We start from the raw sequence: 24,805 nt of genomic DNA on the forward strand, positions 1-24,805 counted from the left end.
TGTCTACCCCCTTCCTTTTTTCGCCGTCAGCTTCTTTATCCAACCGAGGACGCCGTCGGGCATGAAGAGGATGACCACGACAACCAGGATGCCGTAAATCAGGGCATGTGCATGGGCCAGGTGCTCCTTGAGGAATATCCCCAGCCCCGATTCTTCGGACGTGAGACCGGTCTTGAAAATCATCTGGGCAATCAGGTTGCTCCGAAGCGCCTCAGAAAGGGGAACCAGCACAAGCGCTCCGATGACCGGCCCCCAGATGGTGCCGATGCCGCCGATTATGCAGATGAGAACGATCTGGACCGAGATGTCCAGGGCGAGGACCGTCGGCGGGTCGATGAAGCCGATGTATATCGCATAAAAGCTGCCAGACAGCGAGGTGAAGACCGCCGAGATGGCAAGCGCGATGTTCTTGTAGATGGAAAGGCTGATCCCCAGTGAATGGGCCGCGTCCTGATCTTCGCGGATAGCCTGGAAATAGTACCCGAGTTTCGAGTTCTGGACCATCCAGGTCACCAGGATGGTGAGAAGGGCGATCACCAGGCCGATGTAATAGAAGGGGACCTTGGAGAGGAAGTCGGTCACGACGGTCTCGCCGATCTTGAAGACCGGAATCTCCGTGATAAGGATCCCTTCCGCGCCATTGGTAAGATCCTTCAGGTTCATGGCGGAAAGCCGCATGATCTCAGCGACGGCGATGGAGGCGAGAACGAAGTAGGGGCCCCGCAACCGGAAGCAGATCGAGCCGATGATGAGCGATACCACCAGGGCGATGCCGATACCGGCCAGCATGCCGTACCAGGGGGGTATCTGCTTGTACTGCATGAGAACCATGGTGGTGTAGGCACCGGCGCCGAAATAGGCTGCGTGGCCGACGGAATACTGGCCGGTATAGCCGCCGATGATATTCCATGCTTCCCCCTGGATGGTGGAGAGGAAGAAGAGAATCATGATGTGCAAGGCGTAGGGGCTCTGAACGAAGTTGGGGAAGAGGAAGAGCCCCACGAGAATTGCCACTCCCAGGGCTGTTGCCACCGGAGAGGTACCGGCTGATGTGCGAATGAGTGCGAATGTCAGTTTCATTGTCGTCAGCCCCCTACATTCTGGACTTGCCCATCAAGCCGGCGGGCTTGAAGAGCAGGACGAGGAGGAAGAGGACGAAGACAACCACGTCTTTCCATCCGGAAGAGATATAGACAGCACTGACGGATTCGGCGATGCCGATGATAACCCCACCGAGTGTCGCGCCGATGATGCTTCCCATTCCCCCGAGAACGGTGATGACGAAGGCCTTCAGGGTAAAAATTCCGCCGATCTGGGGGAAGATGTAATAGGTCGGCGATATGAGCGCGCCGGCGGTGCCGGCAAGCGCTGACCCGATACCGAAGGCGAGGATCGACATCCAGCGGACGTTGATTCCCATGAGTTGTGCAGCTTCCCGGTCCTGGGCCGTGGCACGGATCGCCTGGCCGGTGTCGGTCTTCAGCAGGAACCAGTAGAGAAGAATGGTGATGGCTGCTGTGATGAGGAACGAAATGGCGAGCGGTGAGGAGATCGAGATGCCGCCCAGGTTGAAACTCTCCGACGAATAGGAGGTGGAGAGAATTTTATAGTCCGATGTATAGATCAGCATCATGGTATTGCTCATGATCAGCCCCAGGCCGATGGTGAGCAGGATCTGATTCTGGGGGAGCGCCCCCTGCATCCGGTTGATGAAGAGTTTCTGGAGGAACGCACCGAAGAGGAACATGAGCGGAATCGTGATGACAATGGATACGAACGGATCGATACCGAACGACGTAAAGAGGACGTAGGTCATGTACATGCCGACCATCAGGATGTCGCCATGGGCGAAGTTGATGACCCGCATGACGCCGAAGATGATGGTCAGGCCGATCCCGATCAGGGCGTAGACGCCGCCGATCAGAATACCGCTGATGAGTGATTGCAATAAAACGGTCATAAAAATACTCCGGGACGGAGGACGGAGGACGGGGAATTGGAGCCAGGGAGGTGTCTTCCCCTGTTCCCCAGTCCCCCGTCCCTAGTCCCTGTTTTTTATTTCCACTTCGGGAACGGGAATACCGGCTTTTTCGATGCGAACTTGGTCGGGAAGACGGTTTCGAACTGGCCGTTCTGGATCTGCAGGACCAGCATCTGGTGCTTATTCTGGTTAGTGAACCCTTCGTAGTCCTCGAACTTCGTCTCGCCCATGATCCCTTTCCAGGAACCGCTCTTGAGTCCGGCCTTGGTCTTCTCGCGGTCGCCACCGTTCTTGCTTGCGGTTTCTGCCATGATCAGCATCGCCTGATAGGCGCAGGCGGCGTGATAGGTCGGCTCCTTGCCGAACTTTGACTTGTAGCGGTTGAAGAAGTCCTTGGCACCCGGCCAGTTCACGTCATCGGTCCACTGGGTGGTGGAAAAGACATTGTTGGAGATTTCCTTCTCCTTGGCGAACTGGACGGTGGTGAAACCGGCACCGCCGCCGAGGAACGCCTGGGGCTGGAGGCCGATCTCGCGGGACTGGCGCATGAGGAGGATGGCATCTGCCACGTAGGATACCATGAATACCAGGTCAGGATTCTTGGCCTTGATCTTGGTCAGGGTGGAGCGGTAATCGGGAGAACCCTTGGAATAGGATTCGTCGGCCACCACCTGGATGCCCTTTTTTGCTACGTACTCCTTGGCGGTTTTCGAGGTGGAGGTGCCAAAATCGGTGTTCTCATAGATGAAGGCGATGGTCTTGGGTTTGCCCATGGTCATGGCTGCGTCGATGAGGGAGGAGGCGTACTGGTCCGCCGGGGCATTGAGCCGGTAGACGTACTTCAGGTTCTGGCGGGTAATCTCTTCCTTGGCGGCTGCCGGCACCAGCAGAGGCACCTTGTACTTCTCCGCCAGTTTGGCGACGGCGTTGGCGCAGGCGGAGGTGTAGGGCCCTACCACACCGGCGACACCCTGGCCGGCAAGTTTTTCCATGGCGCTCATGGATATCTGGGGCTTGCCGGTGTCGTCCTCTTTCAGGAGTTGTACGTCGATACCCTTTTTCTTCAGGTCTTCGATGGCGAGGGTGACACCGTTGGTCAGGTTTTCACCGATGGGGGCCTCGGGGCCGGTGATCGAGTTGATGAAGCCGATCTTCACGTTGGCTGCCAGGGAGAGTCCCGGCAGCGCGAGGCAGAATGCCAGCGCAAAAACGATACCTCTTCTCATCATGGTCGTACCTCCTTGTTTGATTGCAACGCGTTTAAAGTATACCCTCTTCGGGAGCGAACTCCAGAAAGCCGCTCTGCCGAGCAGAAGGGTTTTCTGGTAATGAATAAATGAAAAGTCGTTTGATTCTATAAGCAACTAGAATGCCATAACTTTTGACGGTGCTAACCTACTGGAATCATGTCGTATGTGTATACAATAAAGCTGTTTTGTTTGCCTTGTCGGACAGAAGTGGCGAGAATTGGCCAGGATGGGGTGGCCAAAATCAGCCACTATGTGCCGAAGGAGCGGTGAAGGGGAAATGTTTGACCCGGAGCAGGAATTACCTGTTGACTTGACCCGGTGGCTGCATTAAACAGGTTGTAACTCTTAAGAACGAGGTTTACGGGATGGGGTATCGCAACCTGCAGGAATGCGTGGTGGAACTGGCAGAGAAAGGGGACCTGGTCAGGATCGAGGCTGAGGTCGATCCGCATCTGGAGGTCGGCGCGATCCAGCGCCGTGTCTACCAGGCAGGCGGGCCGGCACTCCTCTTTACCCGCGTCGCCGGGTGCCGTTTTCCTCTTCTGGGCAATCTGTTCGGGACTCTGGAGCGGACCCGCTTCATCTTCCGGGATACCCTGCGGGACATGGAGCGGCTGGTAGCGCTCAAGGTCAATCCCCTGGCGCTCATGAAGGAGCCCCTGTCCCTTGCCCGCACCCCCTTCGCCGCTCTTCACCTGCTTCCCAGAAGGGTCCTGAACGGGCCGGTGCTTTCCCGCACTACCACCATCGACCAGCTCCCCCAGCTGAAATCATGGCCCGAGGACGGCGGTCCGTTCATCACGCTCCCCCAGGTTTATTCGGAAAGCGCTGTCCGCCCCGGCATCCGCCATTCGAACCTGGGGATGTACCGGGTGCAACTGGCGGGAAACGAGTACCGGCTGAACGAAGAGATCGGCATCCACTATCAGATCCACCGGGGAATCGGTGTCCACCATGGGGAAGCGCTGGAAAGGGGAATACCGTTCCGGGTGAATGTTTTCGTCGGCGGCCCTCCATCCCTGTCTGTTGCGGCGGTCATGCCGCTCCCCGAAGGGATGCCGGAACTCGCCTTTGCCGGCCTTTTGGGGGGGCACCGGCTGGAGATGGTCAGTCGCCCCGGCGAACTTCCCATCCCGGCCGAAGCCGATTTCTGCATCACCGGCACCATCGATCCGACGAAGACCCTGCCGGAAGGGCCATTCGGCGACCACCTGGGGTACTACAGCCTGGCCCACGATTTTCCGGTGCTCCGGGTGGAGCGGGTCTGGCATCGCCCCGACGCCATCTGGCCCTTTACCACCGTAGGCCGCCCCCCCCAGGAGGACACCACCTTCGGCGCCTTCATCCACGAACTGACGGGGGAGCTCATCCCGCAGGTGCTCCCCGGGGTAAAAGCGGTCCATGCCGTGGATGCGGCGGGGGTCCATCCGCTCCTCCTCGCCATCGGCTCCGAGCGTTACGTCCCCTACGCCCGGGAGCGGGAACCTCGTGAGATCCTCACCATCGCCAACGCCATCCTCGGCCAGGGGCAGCTCTCTCTGGCAAAATACCTCTGGATCTGCGCCCATGAGGACGCACCGGAGCTTGATATTCATGACATTCCCGCTTTCCTCCACCACATGCTGGAGCGGGTGGACTGGCGACGTGACCTCCATTTCCAGACCCGCACCACCATCGATACCCTGGACTATTCGGGCGAAGGGTTGAATCGCGGCTCCAAGGTGGTGATCGCTGCGGTGGGTGAGAAGCGTCGGGAGCTGCCGGTCGAGCTTCCCGCCGACCTCCGCCTGCCGGAAGGGTTCGGCAACCCGCGGCTTTGTCTCCCCGGCGTTCTCGCCGTGCAGGGGCCTCCCTGTGCTGCGTCCCGTGGGTGTGACGACACCGACATGACGGCATTCTGCGACTTCTACGCCGGCCGCAGCGACCTGGCGGCCTTCCCCCTCGTGGTCATCGTGGACGACAGCGACTTCACCTCCCGCACCCTCAACAACTTCCTCTGGGTCACCTTCACCCGTTCCAACCCCGCCGCCGATATCTACGGCATCGGTTCCGCCACCCGCTGCAAGCACTGGGGGTGCGAGGGAGCGCTGGTCATCGACGCCCGTTCCAAGCCCCACCATGCGCCGCCACTCATCGACGATCCCGGTATAGAGAAGAGGGTAGATGCGCTTGGGGCGCCGGGCGGGCCTTTGCACGGCATCATTTAGGGGTAATTCATGTGCGCTGACACTCCAGATGTCGGTCATTCGTTCCCTCTCCATGAGGGAGAGGGACAGGTGGGGGGGAATAGGGGGTATCCTCTCATTCGGCCGTTGGCCACTTTCTCCCTTGAGGGAGAAGGGAGAAATGCTGTCAGGAAGGAGAAGAAGTTTCATGGACATTCTTGAAGCCATCCGTACCCGCCGGAGTGTGCGTGAGTTTACCGCTGAACCGGTGACGCCGGAACAGGTGACGGAAATACTCTCGGCAGGGCGATGGGCGCCATCGGGGCTCAACAATCAGCCGTGGCGGTTCGTGGTGGTGCGGCGTGAAGGGAAACGCCAGGAACTGGCGGCACTCACGAAATATCGACGGATCATCGACGGTGCTCCCCTGGCTATCGCCGTCTTCTGCGACCGGGAGGCGATGTACAACGACACCAAGGATCACCAGGGGGCGGGCGCCTGCCTCCAGAACATGCTGTTGGCCGTTCATGGCCTGGGATTGGGGGCGGTCTGGCTCGGGGAGATCCTCAACCGGAGTGCCGAGGTGAACGCCGTCCTGGAACTGCCGGCCCGCTACGAATTGATGGCGGTACTGGCGGTGGGGCACCCGGCGTCGTGTAACCAGCGGTCGGGGCGGAAGGGGATGGAGGAGTTGCTGCTCAAGGAGCTTTAGCCAAACGTTTCAGAATCTATTTGATATGTGGTGCTGGATGTGGCACAATTTGAGTGCTAAATTAAGTACTGTAAGGGGTCCAAATATGAACGTCATTCCTGCCCAGGAGATCAAGCGGCGCGGTATTGCCGCAGTGGACGAGCTGATCGCCAAGGGTGACGTGCACGTCATCCGCAACAACCAGCCGCAGTACGTGGTCCTTTCCGAGGAGCGCTACCAGGAACTGGTAGCCGAGGCGAACGAGGCATATCTGGCCAGGGTCAAGGCGTCACTGCAGGACGTAAAGTCCGGCCGGGTGCGGAAATTCACCTCTGCCGACGATCTTCTGCAAGCACTTGCCGAAGACGGTGAGTAGGCATGTTCGTTATTATCACTCCCGAGCAGTTCCTTCGACAGGCAAGAAGATTCTTCAAAAAACACCCCGATCTCAAGCCCCGCTTCGCTGCTACCGTTGCCGCCTTGCAAGAGGACCCATTTCAACCCCATCTTGCCCTCCATCCGCTCGCCGGCAAACTCGCCGGCTGTCACGCTATAAGCCTCACCTACAGCTACCGCATAACCCTTACGCTCCTGATTACCGAAAAGGAGATTGTCCTGCTAGATATCGGCAGTCATGACGAGGTGTATCGCTAGCTCCGAATCCCGAGACATGTGAAAAGCCGGAAATTTTCCCGGCATTTCATTCCTCAAGCTCTACCTTTACCTTTACCTTTACCTCAACCTATCCTTCTCGCCACCAGCGTGGCGCTGTGCTCCACCTTAAGGGTGCTTCCCGCCGCCTCCAGGCCACCTTCGATCTGGAGCTTGCAACCGGGGCAGTCGACCGCCACGGTCTGTGCGCCCGTGGCGGCGATGTTCTCCAGCTTGTTCTTCAGTACCTCCTGGGAGATCTCCGGATACTTTATGGAATAGGAGCCGCCAAAGCCGCAGCATTTGTCGCAGTCGGTCATCTCGGCGATTTCCATTCCCGCCAGCTCCTGCAGTACTTTCCGCGGTTCCTCATGCACCCCGCATCCCCGCTTCAGGTGACAGGCGTCGTGATAGGTAACAACCTGCCTTTCGCCTTTGCTGGTCCCGGATCCCGAGTCCCGGGTCCCGGCTTTCCGTGCGGCCAACTCCGAGAAGTTGAAGGTCTTTGCCGCCAGTCGTCGCACCTTCTCCGCGTATACCGGATCGTCCGCCAGGAGCTTGCCGAAGTCGTGCTTCAGGGACATGGTGCAGGTGGGGCAGATGGTGACGACGAAATCCGCCTCCTCATTCAGCAGCACATCCGTGTTGATCCGCGCCATGTCCCGCGCCACTTCCATCTCCCCCGAATAGCGGGCCGGTATGCCGCAACAGGTCTGCTCCTGGGGGAAGGTGACGGTGTAGCCGAGCTTTTCCAGGCTCGTCACCGTGTCCCGGCACATATCGGGATAGACGAAGTCCGCAAGGCAACCCGAGTAGAAAAGGACTTTTTCTCGGGACTCGGGACCGGGGACCAGGGACCGGGAACTTCGCTGGAACATATCTCTGAAAGGTGTCTCCGCTATTGGTGGCAGCGAGCGGTTGGCGGTCTCCCGGTTGAGGACGAGGGGGAGGTGCCGGATGCGGCCCCCTTCACCCTGGAACGGTTTCTGGGCCAGGTAAGCGGTCCGGAGGGCGGCGTGGAACAGTTTCCGGTTTTTCATGAGGGTGCCGAACAGGAACTTCTGGCCGAACGGTTTCCTGATCTTGTCCCGCAGGTCGACGATGAGTCCCTCGATGTCGATCTTGGCGGCGCAGACCTCGTTGCACTTCCGGCAGCCGATGCAGAGCTTGAGAATCTCCTCCGCCTTGTCGAAGCCGTGGAAGAAGGGGGTGAGGACCAGGCCGATCCCCCCCACGTAGATGTGGCCGAAGACGTGGCCTCCCACCAGCTCGTAGATGGGGCAGACGTTGGCGCAGGCGCCGCACTTCACGCATTTGAGCGCTTCCCGGAAGGCGGGGTCGGCGGCGAGCCTCAGGCGGCCGTTGTCCAGAAGGACAATGTGCAGCTCCCGACCCTCGACCCCCGTCGGCCCCTTGATAAAGGAGACGTAGGAGGTGATCTTCTGGCCGGTGGCGTTCTTCGGGAGAATATCGATGATGTCCAGAGCTTCCGTGAGGGACGGAACGATCTTCTCCACCCCCACCAGGGCGATGTGGGTACGGGGAAGGGTGGTGACGAGCCGGCCGTTCCCCTCGTTGGTGATGATGCCGAGGGTGCCGCTGTCGGCCATGGCCACGTTGGCACCGGACATTCCCACCTGACCGGTGAGGAACCCGCTCCGTAACGCTTCCCGGGCGGTCTGGACGAGGTAGGGGATGTCGGGGGGGCATTCCTTCCCCGTTTCCCTGCTGAACAGCTCCGCCACCTCATCCCGGTTCTTGTGGATGGCGGGCATGACCATGTGGGAGGGGCGCTCCCCCGCCAGCTGGATGATCCATTCCCCCAGGTCGGTTTCCAGGCATCTGACCCCGTTCTTCTCCAAGTAATGGTTCAGTTCGATCTCTTCCGACGTCATCGCCTTTGATTTAACGAGGAAATCGGCATTTTTTGACCGGATGATCTCCAGGATGGTCCGGTTTGCATCCTCCGGCGTGGTGCAGAGGTGCACCCGCGCACCGCTCTTCTCTGCGCTGGCGGTGAACTGTTCCACCAGGGCCGGCAACTGTTCCAGCCCCGCCATCTTGAAGTCGGATATCCGCCCCCGCAGTTTCTCGAAGTCAATTCCCTCAAACGCCTTGGCCCGCGCCACGGGGTAGGCCGCGGCAAAGTTCCTGAGCGCCTTCCGCAGAAAGGTGTTGTCGAGCTTCTGCTGGATCAGTCCCTTGTCCATGACGCGTCTCCTTCAAGCATGAGGATGTGCAGCTCCTTGGGGCCGTGGACGCCGATGGTGAGGACCCGTTCGATGTCGGCAGTGCGAGAGGGGCCGGTGGTGAGGGAGAGATAGGCGGGGGAGGGGCGGTTGAGGTTTTCTTCCAGAAGCCCCGCCAGGTCGGCCAGGGTCGGAACGATGGTTGTCGCGTCGAGGAATACCAGGTGCACCGGCGGCAGGGCGGTGGCGCTCCGGTCCGTCGGGTCGGTAAGGTCGAGGAGGAGGCTGCCGGTGGCGGCTATGCCGGCATGGGCAACGCTGATACCCACGTTCGCAAGGGGGAAGTCTTGCGGTGCGGCAAAGGCAAGACCGGCAAGTGTCTGTCGGATGGCCGGCGGCAGGGAAGGAGCGGCAACCGGGGAGGTGCCGGCTACAGATACCACGTAGTCAGCCCCATCGGCAAGAGTGGTAAACCGTTTTACAACGGCACCGACCGCTTCGGCGGCGACCTGAAATCGTTCTACCATAACGCACCTCAAAGAAGTGGCATTACCAAAAATGTGATTCCAGATTAATGTATAAACGCCCTTGTGTCAAGGCTAAAAACGGACTTTCTAAAAAGTGCTTGACAGGGTATGAAGAAGTTGTTAATTGGTAATACAAATTTGTAAAACTGTGTTGCATTATTGTGCAGACAGTTGGGCTGGGATGGGTTGACACCATCTGTATTCGAACGGCGGATTCCGTTTCTGACAACTTAGCGAGAAAAGGAGAAACTACGATGCCCTGGATTCAGACCTACACACCCTTGGGGGGGAGCCTGGGATTGTCGGCCCTGGTGGCAGCCATTCCCCTCGTCGTCATCTTCGTCTGCCTTGCCCTCCTGAAAATGAAGGCCCACCGGGCGGCTCTCCTGGCCGTCGGTTCGGCCATCGTCATTGCCATCGGCGTGTGGGGGATGCCGGCCAAGCTGGCCGCCCTCGCCACCCTCCAGGGGGCTGCGTTCGGACTCTTTCCGGTATTCTACATCGTTATCACGACCCTCTTTCTCTATAATATAACCGTCAAGGGGGGGCAGTTCGAGGTCATCCGCGCCTCCCTGGCCGGCGTCACCGGCGACCGCCGTTTGCAGGCGCTTCTCATAGCCTTCTGCTTCGGTGCGTTCATCGAGGGGGCAGCCGGTTTCGGCACGCCGGTCGCCATCGCAGGTGCCACCCTGGTAGGTCTCGGCTTCCGTCCTCTCTATGCAGCCGGTGTCTGTCTCGTGGCCAATACCGCGCCGGTTGCCTTCGGGGCCATAGGTATCCCGGTCGTCGCCCTTGCCGGCGTCATGGGGTACGGCGATGACGGGATGATGAAGCTCTCCACCATGGTCGGTCGCCAGTTGCCGTTCATCTCGGTCATTATCCCGTTTTACGTCATTCTCATCATGGTGGGGTGGAAGAAGACCATCGAGGTGCTGCCGGCGATCGTAACCTGCGGTGTTACCTTTGCCGTCACCCAGTGGGCGACCGCCAGTTATCTCGGTCCCTACCTTCCCGATATCACCGCCTCCCTCGTCGCCATGGTCTCCCTGGTGCTGCTGCTCCGCGTCTGGCACCCCAAGGAAAACTGGACCTTCGACCACGAGCCGGAATTTGCGGGAAAGGAGCAGCATCACTACACCGCCGCAGAGGTTTTCCGCGCCTGGGCTCCCTATCTTGCCCTCACCATCATGGTCCTTCTCTGGGGGATTCCTTCCATCAAGACAGCTCTCGACAAGAGCAAGGTGGTCATCACTGTCGATGGTCTCCATAACAACATCGTCAAGAAAGTCTCCAAGCCCGAGGACGGCCTGAAAAAAGCAGCCGCTGTCACGGCAGAGATCGACAGGCAGCTTGCTCTCCTTTCCCCGGCAGACACCAAACAAGCTGCCCTTGCGGCGAAGCTGGCCGAACTGAAGGGGCTGGAGGAGTTGGTCATCCCTGTGGAGCAGGGTCTTTCGGGGAAGGGGGCGGTGCTTCCCGAAGAGCGGCTCAAAGGATTCGACGCTGTCGCCAAGAAAAGGGATGATATCCAGAAAATGGTCAAGGAACTGACAACTGTCAGTGTCGCTGCCGGCGGCAGTATCCCGGCACCGGCAGTGGCCGCGGCTGTCCCTGTCATCGGCAAGGACCAGTTCAAACCGCTGAACAAGGCCCTTGCAGACCAGCTTCCCATCAAGGTAGCGGCCCAGTACAACTTCAACTTCATGTCTGCCGCCGGCACCGCTATCCTCATCGCCGCACTGCTCTCCGCGCTTCTCTGCGGCGTAAGCATGGGTGATACCGCGAAGATCGCCGGAAAAACCCTCGTGGACATGCGCTTTCCGGCACTTACCGTCGCCTCGGTTCTCGGCCTGGCCTATATCATGAACGCCGCCGGCATGACCAACTGCCTCGGCCTCGTGTTCACCAAGACCGGACACTGGTTCCCGTTCATCGCGCCGTTCCTCGGCTGGCTGGGTGTCTTCCTGACCGGCTCCGACACCTCCAGCAACGTCCTCTTCGGCGGCCTGCAGAAGGCGACGGCCGAACAGCTCGGCATCAGCCCGATCCTTACCGGGGCAGCCAATACGAGCGGCGGCGTCATGGGGAAAATGATCTCACCCCAGTCCCTGGCCGTGGCCTGCGCCGCCACCGGCATGGTGGGAGAAGAGGGGACCCTGTTCCGGTTCACCCTGAAGCACTCCCTCTTTCTGACGGTGCTAGTGGGGATTATTGTATATCTACAAGCTTACGTCCTCCAGTGGATGATCCCATAACTCGAACATTCTCCCTCACCCGGCCTGACGGCCACCCTCTCCCAAGGGGAGAGGGGCTGGGGGTGAGGGGCGAGGTAATGTATGAAACAGTCATTTATAAACGACTTGCAGAAGATCGTCGGCGAGCAATTCACCCTTTCCGACAAGGAGTCGCTGGCGGTGTACGGCTACGACTCCACACCGGAGCTGGAGAGCCTTCCCGGGGCGGTGGTGCTTCCCGGTTCGACGGAGGAGGTCAGCAGGGTCGTGGCCCTCTGCCATGATGCGGGCGTCAGTGTCACCCCCCGCGGTTCGGGTACCAACCTTTCCGGCGGTTCCCTCTCCGCCGGTGGCGTGGTGCTCCAGACGAGCCGCCTGAACCGGGTCGTGGAGATCGACGAGGAGAACCTGACCGCCACGGTTGAAACCGGGGTCATCACCAGTGCCCTCCACCGGGACGTGGAGGGGCGGGGGCTCTTCTACCCCCCCGACCCGGGGAGCATGAATATCTCCACCATGGGGGGGAACGTGGCGGAGAACTCGGGGGGGCTGCGGGGGCTCAAGTACGGCGTCACGTCGGACTACGTCATGGGGCTTACCACCATCCTGCCGGACGGGGTGCTCCTGAAAACGGGAGGGAAGGCGGTCAAGAACGTGGCGGGGTACAACCTGAACGATCTTCTTGTTTCGTCCGAGGGGACCCTGGGGGTTTTCACCGAGGTTATGGTCAGGCTGATCCCCAAGCCCCCGGCGAAAAAGACAATGCTCGTCCATTTCCCCGAGCTGGAGCAGGCGGCACTGACCGTCTCCCGTATCATTGCCGCCCGGATCATCCCGGCCACCCTGGAATTTCTGGACAGGGTGACCATCAGGTGCGTGGAGGATTACGCCAGGGTCGGGCTGCCGCTGGACGTGGAGGCGGTGCTCCTCATCGAGGTGGACGGCCACCCGGCGGTGGTGGAGGAGGATGCCGCGGCCATCCGGGCCATCTGCGAAAAGCACCGCTGCTCCTTCTTCCAGACCGCTGCCACGGCAGAGGAGGCGCTGAAGCTCGCCACCGCCCGGCGGGTGGCCCTTTCCGCCCTGGCCCGAGTCAAGCCGACCACCATCCTGGAGGACGCCACCGTCCCCCGGAGCTGCATCGCCCCCATGGTGAAGCTGATCCAGGAGACCGCCCGGAAATACGACCTCACCATCGGCACCTTCGGTCATGCGGGGGACGGCAACCTCCATCCCACCTGCCTGACCGACGAGCGGGACAAGGACGAGATCGCCCGGGCTCACCAGGCGTTTGCCGAGATCTTCGATGCCGCCATCGCCATGGGGGGGACCATCACCGGGGAGCACGGCGTCGGGCTGGCGAAGAAGAAGTACCTGCCGAAGCTGGTGGGGGAGGCAGGGGTCAGGGTGATGCGGAATATCAAGGAATCATTTGATCCGAAGGGGATTCTCAATCCCGGCAAAGTGTTTTAAAACGGGGACCGGTAATCAGGGACCGGTAAGATTTTACTGGTCCCGGGTCCCCAGTCCCGGGTTACGGGGTTTCCAATGGATTACGAAAAACTGATCAACTGCATGCGCTGCGGCATGTGCCTCCCCCACTGCCCGACCTACAAGGAAACTTTCCTGGAGACCGCCTCCCCCCGGGGGAGGGTGGCGCTGGTGCGGAAATTCCAGAAAGGGGATCTGGCGGCGAGCGAACGGTTCCTGGACTACCTCTCCCTCTGCCTCGACTGCCAGGCCTGCGCGTCCGCCTGCCCTTGCGGGGTGAATGCTGGCGAGTTGGTGGCCGAGTTCAAGTGCGAAAAGAAGGAACGGGACGGGCTCTCGTTCATGGAAGAGCTGGTTCTGCGCCGGCTCCTCCCCCATCCGGACCGCCTGGAGACCGCCGCGTCCCCCCTGAAGCTCTACCAGCGCTCCGGCCTGCAGAAGGTGGTGCGCAAGCTCGGACTCCTCAAGATGTTCCCCCCCGGCCTGTCGCGGATGGAAGGGCTTCTCCCCGAACTGCCGGCGCAACCGCTCCGACGGACCCTGCAGGAAGTGACGCCTGCCCAGGGGGAGGAGCGGGGGACCGTCGGCTTTTTCCTCGGCTGCGTCATGAGCCTGGTCTTTTCCGAGGCGAGCTTCGCCACCGTTCAGCTCCTTTCCGCCATGGGCTACCGGGTCATCACCCCCAAGGCCCAGAAATGCTGCGGCGCACCCAACATGCTTGCCGCCGACCGGCGGGGGATGGAAGAGATGGCGCGGTTCAACGTGGAACTGTTCAGCAGTTACGACCTGGACTTCATCGTCACCGACTGCGGCGGCTGCGGCGCCGAGCTGAAGAAATACGGCCACCACTTGGGTGGTGATGGCCACGCGGCGGTATTCAGCGGCAAGGTGCGGGACATCTCCCAGGTGCTCTACGAGGGGAGGGGACTGCTCGGGGAGAAGCTGAAACCTCTGCCGCACCGGGTCACTTACCACGACCCCTGCCATATCGCCCATTGCCAGGGTATACGGCACGAGCCGCGGCAGCTGCTTAAAATGATACCGGGTCTCGACTACCGGGAGCTTGCCGATGCGGACGCCTGCTGCGGCAGCGCTGGCACCTACAACATCGAGCGGCCGGAGATGGCCGACCGGGTGCTCCGGCGCAAGCTCGATACGGTCCTCAAAACCGGCGCCGACTACCTGGTGACGAGCAATCCCGGCTGTCTGTTGCAGCTTAAGCAGGCCCTTGCCCAAACGGAACCTCAGGTCCGGGTTATCCATCTGACCGAACTGTTGCAGGCGAGCATGAACGGTTGATCTGCCGTAATCTTGTTGCCATCGGCGGGGTAATGTAGTATTAAAAAGGACTGAAATTAGTCCTTTTTTTTATTGGAACCGTATGAATTTCAAACCGATCAAACCGAAGAAGGTTTCCACCCAGATAGCGGACCAGATCCGTACCTCGATCCTGGCCGGAGAGTTTAATCCCGGCGACAAGCTCCCCCCCGAACGGGAACTGGCGGAGATGTTCGGCGTCTCCCGTCCGTCGGTGCGGGAGGCCCTCAACATGCTGGCGGCATCGGGCCTGGTTGAGTCCTACCAGGGGGGAGGGACGGTGGTAAAGTCCCTGGTGGAGACCTCTGCCGGCAATACGCTCTCCGATCTCATCAAGGTGGAGCGGGAGCGGGCACTGGACGTCGTTGAAGTCCGAAAAGGGATGGAGACCTGGACCGCCTATTATGCGGCCCAGCGGGCCCTTCCCGAGGATGTGCGGAAGCTGGAGGAAATCGTTGCCCAGATGGAGCGGAACCTTGACGGAATGAAGCCGTCCCAGGACCTGGACGCCAATTTCCACATCATCATTGCCCGCGCCACCCACAACGTGGTCTGGCAGCACCTCATGCAGAGCATCTTCGATGCCATGCAGGAGTTCCAGAACAGCGTCTGGCGGGCGGTTTACATAACCGAAGAAGACCACCGCCTGCTGTTCGGCCAGCACCAGGCCATCTTTCTTGCCATCAGGGACCGGGCGCCGGAACGGGCTCGTGATGCCATGCTGACCCATCTCTCCTTCGCCGAGCAGCGGAGCAGCCTCTACGTCCGGCAGACAAAAGCCTGATCAGGCACCTCAACATGGAAAAAGCCCACCCGCTACGGCAAGTGGGCTTCAAAACCTCAAGCGCATATCCTGCAAAAACTCCTCGAACCATCTAACAGCCCAATTTTACCCCTGACTCCCCCTTGCCAAGGGGGGAAGCCTTGAAGCCTCCCCTGGATTCTTTGACAATCCCGAAATTTTGACTACTCTTGCTAGTACGCCATCAAGCTTTCGCCAAGGAGCCCGATGCAGACCCTGCTTGACCTGTTCCACACGTTCCCACCCCGCGGAGATCGTTGCGCCCTGGTCTTTCGCACCGGCGTCCGCCGCCTCTCCCTTTCCTACCGGGAACTCGCCGATTTGTCCCTCCGGATGAACCGGTGGCTGGCTGCTCAGGGGGTAGGAGCGGGTGACCGGGTGGTGCTCTGGGGGCCCAACTCACCCTGGTGGGTGGTTGCCTTCTGGGGGCTTGCGGCCCGGGGGGCGGTGGTGGTCCCGGTGGATTTCATGTCGGGGCGGGAGCGGGCTGAAACCATCGCCCGGCTGACTGATGCCCGGCTGGTCATCCAGAGCCGCTTCAAGGGTGAGCGGCTGACCGGTTGGTCGACGGTCATGCTGGAAGAGTTGCCCTACCTCCTTGCCGAAACGCCTCCCTTGGCGGACACCGCAACCCCGAACCCGGACGACACGGCCCAGCTCATCTACACCTCGGGGACCACCGGCAACCCCAAGGGGGTGATCCTCACCCACCGCAACCTCATGGCCAATCTCCTCCAGGTGAACCGGCATATTCCCGTCGTGACGGAGCGGTTCCGATTTCTCTCCCTGCTCCCCCTCTCCCACATGTTCGAGCAGATGGGGGGCTTTTTCACCCCTCTTTTTCGGGGGAGCGCCATCGTCTACCTCCGTACTCTCAAGCCGTCGGCCATCATGGAGGCGCTAGGGGAGGAGGATGTCTACGCCGTCATTGCCGTCCCCCGTCTGCTGCAGCTGTTGCAGAACTCCATCGTGCGGGAGCTGGCGGCGCGGCATCTGGAAAAGCCGGTCGGCTGGCTGTTGGAACGTTCGGCGAGGCTTTCCCCGGGTACCAGGAAACGGCTCTTTTTTCCCATCCAGCGCAAGTTCGGTTCCCATTTCACCCTCTTTGTCTCCGGCGGTGCTCCCCTCGACCCTGCGGTGTTCCGGTTCTGGAGTGGTCTCGGGTTCACGGTGGTGGAGGGGTACGGGCTGACCGAGTGCGCGCCGGTGCTGACCGCCAACACCATGGAGCGGCAGCTGGTCGGGTCGGTCGGTGTGCCGCTGCCGGGGGTGGAGATCAGGCTCGAAGACCGCCAGGTGCTGGCCCGTGGCGAGAACGTATTCCCCGGTTATTACGGTAACGACGATGCTACCCGCGCCGCATTCACGCAGGACGGCTGGTTTCGCACCGGCGACCTGGGGGAACTGGACGGGGAGGGGTGGCTTCATATACGGGGACGGGAGAAGGAGCTCATCGTCACGGGGGCGGGGATCAACGTCTATCCCGACGAGGTAGAAGGGGTCCTCGGGCGGGTGAAGGGGGTGGGGGAGGGGTGCGTGATCGGCCTCGACCGGGGAGGAGGGGAGGAGGTGCATGCGGTCCTCATCCTGGATGGGAGTGGCCGTCCCGCTGACGAGATCGTCCGGGAGGCCAATGCCGGCCTGGATACGCTGCACCAGATCACCGGCTTTTCCCTCTGGCCCGAGGCGGAATTCCCCAAGACCACCACCCTCAAGGTCCGCAAGTTCCTGGTGAAGGAAAAGCTCCAGCAGGGGCGCGGAGTTACGGGAGGTGTGGCGGCGGACCTCCTTGTCGCTCTCATTGCCCGGGCCACCGGGGCTCCCCCCGCGGAGATCCGCGAGGAATCGCTGCTGGTTACCGACCTGGGGCTTACCTCCATAGGCCGGCTGGAACTGGTCAATTCCCTGGAACAGGAGTTCCGTCTTGACCTGGAGGATTCCCTCATCGGTCCCCAGACCCGGGTGAGCGATCTGCGCACCATCGTCGCCCGACGGGAGAAGGTGGAAAGTCGCGACCGTTTCCGGTTCTGGCCCAACCGCCCTTGGGGGCGTCTCATCCGGATGGCCTGCGACTTTCTCATCCATCGGCCGCTCCTCGCCTGCTTCGTCAGGCTGCGGGTAGAGGGAGGGGAGCGGCTGGCAGGTCTGGATGGTCCGGTGTTGTTTGCCGCCAACCACCTGAGCTATTTCGACCAGCCGACCATCATGTCTGCCCTGCCAGGCTCCCTGCGCTACCGGACCGCCACGGCAGTCTGGGCCGAGTTCTTCTTCCAGAATTTCCGCAACATCTTCCAGCAGCTCTGGAAGCGGTCAACGTACGAGTACGGCACCATCGCCCTCAACCTCTTTCCCCTCCCCCAGACCCGCGGTTTCCGGAGTTCTCTCCGTTTCATGGGGCGGCTGGCGGACCATGGTGTCAACCTGCTGGTCTTCCCGGAAGGGGAGCGGTCGAAGGACGGCAGTCTGCTTCCCTTCAAGCAGGGGCTCGGCATCATGGTCCAGGAATTGGAGATGCCGGTGGTGCCGGTCAGGATACGGGGACTTGAGTATGTCTACCCCCGCGGGGCGCTCTGGCCGAAGCGGGGTGACGTGATGGTCACCTTCGGCGAGCCCCTCCGTTTCCGGGGGGAAGGGGCGGAGGAGATCGTTGCCGCGACGCGGCGGGCGATAGAGGAGTTGTGACATTAGTTCATTGGGGACGTAGAGGGCATAGAGGACGCAGAAGACATTACGTCTGAAGGATTCGGGCCATGGAGTGGTACCGCAAAACCATAGCAGATACCCTTGCCGAGCTCGGCTCGTCTCCCGGTGGACTCACTGCGGAAGAGGCGGCACAGCGCCTGGCTCTCCACGGGCCCAACGAACTCGTGGAGAAGCTGGGCCGCACGCCTCTGGCCATGCTCCTCGCCCAGTTCACCGACTTCTCCATTTTGGTACTCCTCGGGGCGGCGATCCTGTCGGCGGCGGTGGGGGATATCCATGACGCCCTGGCGATCCTGGCCATCGTCGTTCTCAATGCAGTCATCGGTTTTATCCAGGAATTCCGTGCGGAAAAGGCGATTGCCGCCCTGAAGCGGATGGCCACTCCTTCGACCACCGTGCTGCGTGACGGTACGCCGGTACAGATTCCGGCGGGCACCATCGTGCCGGGGGATGTGGTGCTTCTGGAGGCGGGGAACGTGGTGCCGGCCGATCTGAGGCTTGTGGAAGCGGTGCGGCTCCAGGCGGAGGAGTCGGCCCTGACCGGCGAATCGGTTCCCGTCGAGAAAACCGTGTCTCCCCTGGCCGGTGACCGGCTTCCCCTGGGAGACCGGACCAACCTGACCTACAAGGGGACGGTGGTGGTGACCGGGCGGGGAAGGGGAGTGGCCGTTGCAACCGGCATGGGGACGGAACTGGGGAAGATCGCCGCCATGCTCCAGGCGACGGGGGATATGAAGACCCCCCTCCAGAAACGGCTGGCAGGATTCGGCCGGCGGCTTGCCCTGGTGATCATTCTCCTCTGCGCCGTGGTCTTCCTGCTCGGGTTCCTCCGGGGCGAGCCCCCCCTCCTCATGTTCCTCACCGCCGTCTCCCTTGCCGTAGCCGCCATTCCCGAGGCGCTCCCCGCGGTGGTTACCATCTCCCTCGCCCTCGGGGCGCGCAAGATGGTGCGGCAGAACGCCCTCATCCGACGCCTGCCGGCGGTGGAGACCCTCGGCTCCGTGACTCATATCTGCTCCGACAAGACCGGCACCCTTACCCTGAACCGGATGACCGTGGAACAGGTATGGCTGGAGGGGCGGCTTGTTTCCCCGGTCGACTTGCCGGCACCTGCAGGCTCCCCTGCCGTTACCCCCGGTGACTGGCTGCTGGCGGCGTCAGCCCTCTGCAACGATGTGCATTATGATGGCACGGCGGCGGGGGTGGGGGACCCTACCGAGGTGGCCCTTTACGCCATGGCTGCCGCGGGAGGGTACGGCAAGAAGGAACTGGTCCACCGGTTCCCCCGGCTGGCGGAACTCCCCTTCGATGCGGGGCGGATGTGCATGACCACGTTCCATCGGGGGGAGGAGGGGGTCGTTTCCTTCACCAAGGGGGCTGCGGAGGTACTACTGGCACGCTCCACCCATGTTTTGACCTCTTCCGGGCCCTCACCGCTCGATCGGGACGGGTTGTCCCGCGCCAGCGAACAGATGGCCGATCAGGGGCTGCGGGTGCTGGCCCTGGCCATGCGGCGCTGGGAACGGGTGCCTGACCTGCTGGAATCGGATGTGGAAGCCGGGCTTACCCTGATAGGTCTGGTCGGCATGCTCGACCCTCCCCGCGAAGAGGCGGTGGCGGCTGTGGCGCTCTGCCGCGGGGCGGGGATAACACCGGTGATGATCACCGGAGACCATCCCGTCACGGCCCGGGTCATCGCCCGGCGGGTCGGCATTCTCACCGACGGTGGTGAGCTGGTGCTGACCGGCAGGGAGCTGGAGGACCTGTCGCTGGAAGAGTTCGAGCGGGAGGTGGAGCGGGTGCGGGTCTACGCCCGGGTCGCCCCGGAGCAGAAACTTAAGATCGTCCAGGCGCTCCAGGAGAGAGGGTATTACGTTGCCATGACCGGCGACGGGGTGAACGATGCGCCGGCCCTGCAGCGGGCCGACATCGGGGTCGCCATGGGGATCACCGGCACCGACGTGGCGAAGGAGGCGGCGGCCATGATCCTTCTGGACGACAACTTTGCCACCATCGTCAAGGCGGTCAGGGAGGGACGGCGGATCTACGCCAACATCCTCAAGTTCATAGTCTATTCCATTACCTCCAACACCGGCACCCTCGTCGCCATCTGCTGTGCTCCCCTGATCGGGCTGCCGCTGCCGCTCCTCCCGATCCAGATCCTTTGGCTCAACTTGCTCTGCGACAGTCTCCCCGGGTTGGCACTGACGGCCGAGCCTGCAGAGCCCGATGTCATGGAGCGTCCCCCCGTCAAACCTGACGAAGGAATCTTTGATAGCGGCCGCGGCTGGTTCATCGCCGGCTTCGGCATCCTGATCGGGATCGTCGCCCTCATCCTCCAGCAGTACGCCATGGCGGCCGGCATGGCGTGGCAGACCATGGTCTTCACGTTCCTCGTGGCGAACCGGATGGCGGTGGCATTCACCGTCCGTTCAGGACGGCAGTCACTCTTCCGGATAGGTATATTCAGTAACCGACTGCTTGTCGTCGCCGTCCTTTTCACGCTGGCTCTGCAACTGGCGGCGGTCTACCTGCCGCTTGCCCATTCCCTCTTCAGCACCGCATCCCTCGCTCCGGCAGAACTCGCGGTGACCCTCATCCTCGCCGCCGGCATGCTGGCGGTGGGGGAGGGGGAGAAGTGGCTGCTTAGGCTGTTGATGCGTTGAATCCATAAGTGAAATTCCGTGCCAGAGCTTGCTAAATACCCTTGCAGCCGATATGATAGAGCTTCAAAGTGAATGCTATGGAGTGGTGTAATGATCAATAAGTCCGCAAAGAGTTCACGTGCCGGTAAAAAGCAGTCTCCCGCAACGATCCAGTCGATGCCTGAACCTGAACAGAAAGGCTTCGAGATGCGATTCCCGGTTGTTGCCATCGGGGCATCTGCGGGGGGACTGGAAGCTTTGACCCAATTCCTTGAGCAGGTGCCGCACAACAGTGGCCTTGCCTTCGTGGTGATCCAGCATCTTGACCCGGACCATGTTGCTCTGTTGCCGGAACTTTTGCAGCGGGTTACCCGTATGCATGTGATGCCGGTCAAGGACCGGATTCGTGTCAAACCGGATTGCGTCTACGTCATCCCTCCCAATCGCGACATGTCGATTCTGCACGGAACGCTCCACCTTTTCGAGGCAGCCGAGCCCCGCGGTCTCCGTCTCCCCATTGATCATTTCTTCCGCTCGCTCGCTGATGACTGCAAGGAACGAAGCATCGGCGTGATCCTTTCCGGCATGGGGTCCGATGGTACCCTTGGACTGCGGGCAATCAAGGAGAAAGGTGGGTTGACTCTGGTGCAGGACCCGGGTTCTGCCAAGTTCAACGGCATGCCCAATAGTGCCATCAGTTTTGGTCTGGCAGACATAGTCGCTCGCGCCGAAGATATACCGGGAAAGATCCTGGATTATCTCCAGCATACCCCCATGACCGCGCCGCCGAAGGCGAAACTCGAAGACAAGGAGTTGAGCGCTCTCGACAAAATCGTCATTCTCCTTCGGTCCGAATCGGGCAATGATTTTTCTCTCTACAAGAAGAGCACCCTCTATCGCCGGATAGAACGCCGCATGGGTATTCATCAGATCGATTCCATTGCTGCCTATGTCCGTTATCTCCAGGCGAATCATCAGGAGTTGGAGCTTCTCTTCAAGGAGTTCCTGATTGGCGTGACCAGTTTTTTCCGGGACCCTGCCGCATGGGAAACCCTGAAAAACGATGTGATCCCGGCAATGCTGGCCAGTCATCCGGAGGGAGGGGTTCTGCGGGCCTGGTCGGCAGGGTGTTCAACGGGCGAGGAGGCCTACTCGCTGGCCATCATATTCAAGGAAGTTCTGGAATCGCTCAATCCGCCGGTACATTTCACCCTGCAACTCTTTGCCACCGACCTGGACCGTGAAGCCATCGACAAGGCCCGACAGGGTCTCTTCCTTCCCAATATTGCCAGTGACGTTTCAGCCGAGCGGCTGAACAGGTTTTTCACCAAGGATGAAGATGGCTACCGGATCAACAAGGAGATCCGGGAAATGGTGACCTTCGCCACCCAGAACATCATTACCGATCCCCCCTTTACTAAACTGGATTTCCTCATTTGTCGCAATGTGTTGATTTACCTTGATGTGGAAATGCAAAAGAAGCTCCTGCCGCTCTTCCATTACGCACTCAGCCCCGGCGGAGTGTTGTTCCTCGGGAGTGCCGAAACCCTTGGTTCAAGTGCCGAACTCTACTCGACGCTCAATGCCAAATTGAGGCTTTTCCGCCGCGATAACAGCATTAGTCGGGCTAACATGGTATCGTTTCCTTCAACTTTTGTTCCGGTTGCACCGGGCACGCCCAAGGAGCCTTCATTTGTGAAACCCGAAATAAATTTCCAGGCATCAGCCGACAGAATTCTGCTGCAAAAACACTCACCGCCGGCCGTCCTGGTCAACGAGCAGGGAGATATCGTCTATATCAGCGCCCGTACCGGCAAATATCTGGAACCTCCCGTGGGAAAGGCAAACCTGAATGTATTCGCCATGGCTCGGGAAGGACTTCGGTCCGAACTGCTCGCCACATTTCAGAAAGCGCATCGCCAGAACACGCCGGTGACCGTGCGGAATATCCGGATCGGTGCCAACGGCGGGAGCCAGTCCATCGATCTCATCATCCAGAAAATGGAAGAGCCGGAGTTGCACGGGATGGTGATGATCATTTTCAAGGACGTGGAACCCTGTCCCGCACCTGCCGTCAAAAAACGCGGTGCCAAAACGGCAGATGCCGTGAGTTCCCGGATATCCGAACTGGAACAGGAACTTCAGCAAACCCTTGAAAAGCTCAGGATCAATCGCGAAGAGTTACAGACGACACGGGAAGAGATGCAAACCTCCCAGGAAGAGCTGAAGGCTTCAAATGAGGAACTGCAGTCGATTAACGAAGAATTGCAATCCACTAACGAAGAGCTGACCACCTCAAAAGAGGAGATGCAGTCCATGAACGAGGAACTGCAGACGGTGAACTCCGAGCAGCAGGCTAAAGTGGACGAGCTGTCCCATCTTAACGACGACATGCGCAATTTCCTCAACAGCACCGAGGTCGCCACCATCTTTCTCGACAGCCAGTTGAACATCCGTCGCTTTGCCAACGCCTCAAGCAAGCTGTTCAAGCTGATTCCCGGCGATGTGGGGAGGCCCCTTTCCGATATCGTCAATGATCTCTGTTACCCCGAAATGACCGAGGATGCCGAAAGAGTTCTGCGGACACTGGTATATTCGGAAAAACAGGTGACCTCCGTGAATGGACGCTGGTTCTCCGTCCGGATCATGCCGTATCGTACGTTGGTTGATGTGATCGACGGGGTGGTGATCACCATGACCGATATCACTGTTTTCAAGCAGACGGAACAAGAGCTCAGGGATGAAATCGAAAGGCTCAGTCAGGGACGCAAGAATGAATGACGACCCGGAATCTACGTTGCCGTCCGCACGACGACTTAGGAGCAGTGCCGAGAAGCGTCTCGTGAACGCAGCCTCGAAATATGCTCTTCCGCAATCGAAGGAAGATGCGTTGAAGCTCGTTCATGAATTGCATGTGCACCAGATCGAACTGGAGATGCAGAATGACGAGCTGCATCGGGCACAGGACGAATTGCGCAGTTCGCGGGACCGCTACTCTCTGCTCTACGATTTTGCTCCCGTCGGGTACTTCACCCTCGATCGGCAGGGAATGATCCTGACCGCCAATCTCACCGGGGCAAGTCTGCTGAATACAGAGCGTTCCCGCCTGATCAGACGAAGTTTCGGCGGTTTTTTCGAAGGAGAAAACTATACGCTTTTCAAGGAAATGCTCACCAGGGTATTTTTGAACAGTGAGCCCCAGACGTTTGAACTACTGATGTCGAAAGCGGTGAAACGACCGTTGTATATGCATGTAGAGGCGTTGGCTGTCGAGCCGGGAGAGGAATGTCTTATTGCGGTGGTAAACATCACGGCACGGAAACAGGCAGAGGATGCACTCAGCCGTGCCCATGATGAACTGGAGCAACGTATAGCGGAACGGACCGCCGAACTGGCATTGACGGTTGACCTGCAAAAAAAGGAAATGGAAGAGCGTTTGCAGACGCTTGAAAAACTCCGGGAAAGCGAACTGTTGTTGATCCAGCAGAGCCGGATGGCGGCCATGGGGGAGATGCTTACCAATATTGCCCACCAGTGGCGTCAGCCCCTGAATGTCATGGGGCTTCTGATTCAGCAACTGGGTATGAGCAAGGATGCCGAGGAGCTGGACAGGGAGTTGATCGATCATAACGTGGCTAAGATGATGGAAATTCTCAGGCACTTATCGCAAACCATCGACGACTTCCGTGCTTTTACCGAACCGGACAGGGAGAAGTGTCCGTTCGCGGTAAACCAGGTCATTGCTAAAACGCTCCATCTTGTCGAGTCTCTCTTTTCCACCCAGAGGATTTCAATAACATTCGACCAGGGAGCAGATACACAACTATCAGGACATCCCAACGAATTCTGTCAGGCGCTGTTGAATCTGCTCATAAATGCGAGGGATGCACTCGTTGAATCGAAGCCGGAAAAAAAATGGATAAAGGTGTGTTCGCGGTCTGTGGACGGTCGGGCGGTAGTAACGGTAACCGATAATGGCGGAGGTATCCGTAACGATATCATAGACAATATTTTCGATCCCTATTTTACTACCAAGAGCTTGGGTAAAGGGAGCGGGATCGGGCTCTACATGTCAAAAATAATCATTGAAAAGAATATGGGCGGTCGCTTGACGGTCAGCAATGTTGCAGGAGGCGCGGAATTCAGAGTCGAGGTGTGA

17 protein-coding genes are annotated in these 24,805 nt (G+C 60.1%); 12 read left to right on the forward strand and 5 right to left on the reverse strand.

Annotated elements, in window-relative coordinates:
* Positions 1 to 3: 3 nt before the first annotated feature.
* From KI810_RS07265 to KI810_RS07275, 3 genes are all read right to left on the reverse strand, one after another.
* A complete protein-coding gene (locus tag KI810_RS07265) occupies positions 4 to 1,080 on the reverse strand; it encodes a branched-chain amino acid ABC transporter permease (protein WP_214174847.1) in 1,077 nt (358 codons plus the stop codon).
* A 13-nt stretch (positions 1,081 to 1,093) separates the two neighbouring features.
* Positions 1,094 to 1,960, reverse strand: a complete 867-nt coding sequence (locus KI810_RS07270) for a branched-chain amino acid ABC transporter permease (RefSeq protein WP_214174848.1) — start codon at positions 1,958 to 1,960, stop codon at positions 1,094 to 1,096.
* Positions 1,961 to 2,055: 95 nt separating this feature from the next.
* A complete protein-coding gene (locus tag KI810_RS07275; RefSeq protein ID WP_214174849.1) occupies positions 2,056 to 3,210 on the reverse strand; it encodes an ABC transporter substrate-binding protein in 1,155 nt (384 codons plus the stop codon).
* 386 nt (positions 3,211 to 3,596) lie between these two features.
* On the opposite strand from KI810_RS07275, the gene KI810_RS07280 reads away from it, so the two are divergent.
* The 4 genes from KI810_RS07280 to KI810_RS07295 all read left to right on the forward strand — a co-directional run bounded on the left by KI810_RS07280 (position 3,597) and on the right by KI810_RS07295 (position 6,741).
* Positions 3,597 to 5,438 (forward strand): UbiD family decarboxylase, encoded by a 1,842-nt coding sequence (locus tag KI810_RS07280; protein ID WP_214174850.1) that lies wholly within the window; start codon positions 3,597 to 3,599, stop codon positions 5,436 to 5,438.
* Between the two features lie 166 nt (positions 5,439 to 5,604).
* Complete coding sequence (locus tag KI810_RS07285) at positions 5,605 to 6,108, forward strand: nitroreductase family protein (protein WP_214174851.1); 504 nt, start codon at positions 5,605 to 5,607, stop codon at positions 6,106 to 6,108.
* 85 nt (positions 6,109 to 6,193) lie between these two features.
* Positions 6,194 to 6,463 carry a type II toxin-antitoxin system Phd/YefM family antitoxin gene (locus tag KI810_RS07290; protein ID WP_214174852.1) on the forward strand — a complete coding sequence of 90 codons (270 nt, stop codon included), beginning with the start codon at positions 6,194 to 6,196 and terminating at the stop codon, positions 6,461 to 6,463.
* A 2-nt stretch (positions 6,464 to 6,465) separates the two neighbouring features.
* Positions 6,466 to 6,741, forward strand: a complete 276-nt coding sequence (locus tag KI810_RS07295) for a type II toxin-antitoxin system RelE/ParE family toxin (protein WP_214174853.1) — start codon at positions 6,466 to 6,468, stop codon at positions 6,739 to 6,741.
* Positions 6,742 to 6,824: 83 nt separating this feature from the next.
* Here KI810_RS07295 and ldhH read toward each other — a convergent pair whose 3' ends face one another.
* Together ldhH and KI810_RS07305 are read right to left on the reverse strand one after the other, a co-directional pair.
* Positions 6,825 to 8,948: an L-lactate dehydrogenase (quinone) large subunit LdhH gene (gene ldhH, locus KI810_RS07300; protein WP_214174854.1), complete on the reverse strand. Its 2,124-nt coding sequence runs from the start codon at positions 8,946 to 8,948 to the stop codon at positions 6,825 to 6,827.
* Entirely contained in the window at positions 8,933 to 9,454 is a 522-nt protein-coding gene (locus tag KI810_RS07305) for a LutC/YkgG family protein (protein WP_214174855.1), read from the reverse strand. Before KI810_RS07305 ends, ldhH begins: the two co-directional genes overlap by 16 nt.
* Before the next feature lie 254 nt (positions 9,455 to 9,708).
* Between KI810_RS07305 and KI810_RS07310 the strand changes: the two genes are divergently transcribed.
* The 8 genes from KI810_RS07310 (at position 9,709) to KI810_RS07345 (ending at position 24,805) form a co-directional block, all read left to right on the forward strand.
* The gene (locus KI810_RS07310) at positions 9,709 to 11,709 is read left to right on the forward strand and encodes an L-lactate permease (RefSeq protein ID WP_214174856.1); all 2,001 of its coding nucleotides are present in this window, start codon (positions 9,709 to 9,711) and stop codon (positions 11,707 to 11,709) included.
* An 81-nt stretch (positions 11,710 to 11,790) separates the two neighbouring features.
* Entirely contained in the window at positions 11,791 to 13,161 is a 1,371-nt protein-coding gene (locus tag KI810_RS07315) for an FAD-binding oxidoreductase (RefSeq protein WP_214174857.1), read from the forward strand.
* Positions 13,162 to 13,236: 75 nt separating this feature from the next.
* The gene (locus tag KI810_RS07320; protein ID WP_214174858.1) at positions 13,237 to 14,478 is read left to right on the forward strand and encodes a (Fe-S)-binding protein; all 1,242 of its coding nucleotides are present in this window, start codon (positions 13,237 to 13,239) and stop codon (positions 14,476 to 14,478) included.
* An 82-nt stretch (positions 14,479 to 14,560) separates the two neighbouring features.
* Positions 14,561 to 15,280, forward strand: coding sequence for a FadR/GntR family transcriptional regulator (locus tag KI810_RS07325; protein WP_214174859.1), 720 nt, complete (start codon positions 14,561 to 14,563; stop codon positions 15,278 to 15,280).
* Positions 15,281 to 15,505: 225 nt separating this feature from the next.
* Complete coding sequence (locus KI810_RS07330) at positions 15,506 to 17,980, forward strand: AMP-binding protein (protein WP_214174860.1); 2,475 nt, start codon at positions 15,506 to 15,508, stop codon at positions 17,978 to 17,980.
* Positions 17,981 to 18,048: 68 nt separating this feature from the next.
* A complete protein-coding gene (locus tag KI810_RS07335) occupies positions 18,049 to 20,667 on the forward strand; it encodes a cation-translocating P-type ATPase (protein ID WP_214174861.1) in 2,619 nt (872 codons plus the stop codon).
* A gap of 90 nt (positions 20,668 to 20,757) precedes the next feature.
* On the forward strand, positions 20,758 to 23,427 hold the full coding sequence (locus KI810_RS07340) for a chemotaxis protein CheB (RefSeq protein ID WP_214174862.1): 2,670 nt from the start codon (positions 20,758 to 20,760) through the stop codon (positions 23,425 to 23,427).
* The gene (locus tag KI810_RS07345; RefSeq protein WP_214174863.1) at positions 23,420 to 24,805 is read left to right on the forward strand and encodes a sensor histidine kinase; all 1,386 of its coding nucleotides are present in this window, start codon (positions 23,420 to 23,422) and stop codon (positions 24,803 to 24,805) included. Before KI810_RS07340 ends, KI810_RS07345 begins: the two co-directional genes overlap by 8 nt.

The sequence above is a fragment of the Geomobilimonas luticola genome (assembly GCF_018476905.1).
GTDB classification, from domain to species: Bacteria; Desulfobacterota; Desulfuromonadia; order Geobacterales; family Geobacteraceae; genus Geomobilimonas; species Geomobilimonas luticola.

What these genes read in the sequence shown, in the direction of transcription:
- KI810_RS07265 (WP_214174847.1), bottom strand. Translation starts at nt 1,080, where the DNA reads ATGAAACTGACATTCGCACTCATTCGCACATCAGCCGGTACCTCTCCG.
- KI810_RS07270 (WP_214174848.1), bottom strand. Translation starts at nt 1,960, where the DNA reads ATGACCGTTTTATTGCAATCACTCATCAGCGGTATTCTGATCGGCGGC.
- KI810_RS07275 (WP_214174849.1), bottom strand. Translation starts at nt 3,210, where the DNA reads ATGATGAGAAGAGGTATCGTTTTTGCGCTGGCATTCTGCCTCGCGCTG.
- KI810_RS07280 (WP_214174850.1), top strand. Translation starts at nt 3,597, where the DNA reads ATGGGGTATCGCAACCTGCAGGAATGCGTGGTGGAACTGGCAGAGAAA.
- KI810_RS07285 (WP_214174851.1), top strand. Translation starts at nt 5,605, where the DNA reads ATGGACATTCTTGAAGCCATCCGTACCCGCCGGAGTGTGCGTGAGTTT.
- KI810_RS07290 (WP_214174852.1), top strand. Translation starts at nt 6,194, where the DNA reads ATGAACGTCATTCCTGCCCAGGAGATCAAGCGGCGCGGTATTGCCGCA.
- KI810_RS07295 (WP_214174853.1), top strand. Translation starts at nt 6,466, where the DNA reads ATGTTCGTTATTATCACTCCCGAGCAGTTCCTTCGACAGGCAAGAAGA.
- ldhH (WP_214174854.1), bottom strand. Translation starts at nt 8,948, where the DNA reads ATGGACAAGGGACTGATCCAGCAGAAGCTCGACAACACCTTTCTGCGG.
- KI810_RS07305 (WP_214174855.1), bottom strand. Translation starts at nt 9,454, where the DNA reads ATGGTAGAACGATTTCAGGTCGCCGCCGAAGCGGTCGGTGCCGTTGTA.
- KI810_RS07310 (WP_214174856.1), top strand. Translation starts at nt 9,709, where the DNA reads ATGCCCTGGATTCAGACCTACACACCCTTGGGGGGGAGCCTGGGATTG.
- KI810_RS07315 (WP_214174857.1), top strand. Translation starts at nt 11,791, where the DNA reads ATGAAACAGTCATTTATAAACGACTTGCAGAAGATCGTCGGCGAGCAA.
- KI810_RS07320 (WP_214174858.1), top strand. Translation starts at nt 13,237, where the DNA reads ATGGATTACGAAAAACTGATCAACTGCATGCGCTGCGGCATGTGCCTC.
- KI810_RS07325 (WP_214174859.1), top strand. Translation starts at nt 14,561, where the DNA reads ATGAATTTCAAACCGATCAAACCGAAGAAGGTTTCCACCCAGATAGCG.
- KI810_RS07330 (WP_214174860.1), top strand. Translation starts at nt 15,506, where the DNA reads ATGCAGACCCTGCTTGACCTGTTCCACACGTTCCCACCCCGCGGAGAT.
- KI810_RS07335 (WP_214174861.1), top strand. Translation starts at nt 18,049, where the DNA reads ATGGAGTGGTACCGCAAAACCATAGCAGATACCCTTGCCGAGCTCGGC.
- KI810_RS07340 (WP_214174862.1), top strand. Translation starts at nt 20,758, where the DNA reads ATGATCAATAAGTCCGCAAAGAGTTCACGTGCCGGTAAAAAGCAGTCT.
- KI810_RS07345 (WP_214174863.1), top strand. Translation starts at nt 23,420, where the DNA reads ATGAATGACGACCCGGAATCTACGTTGCCGTCCGCACGACGACTTAGG.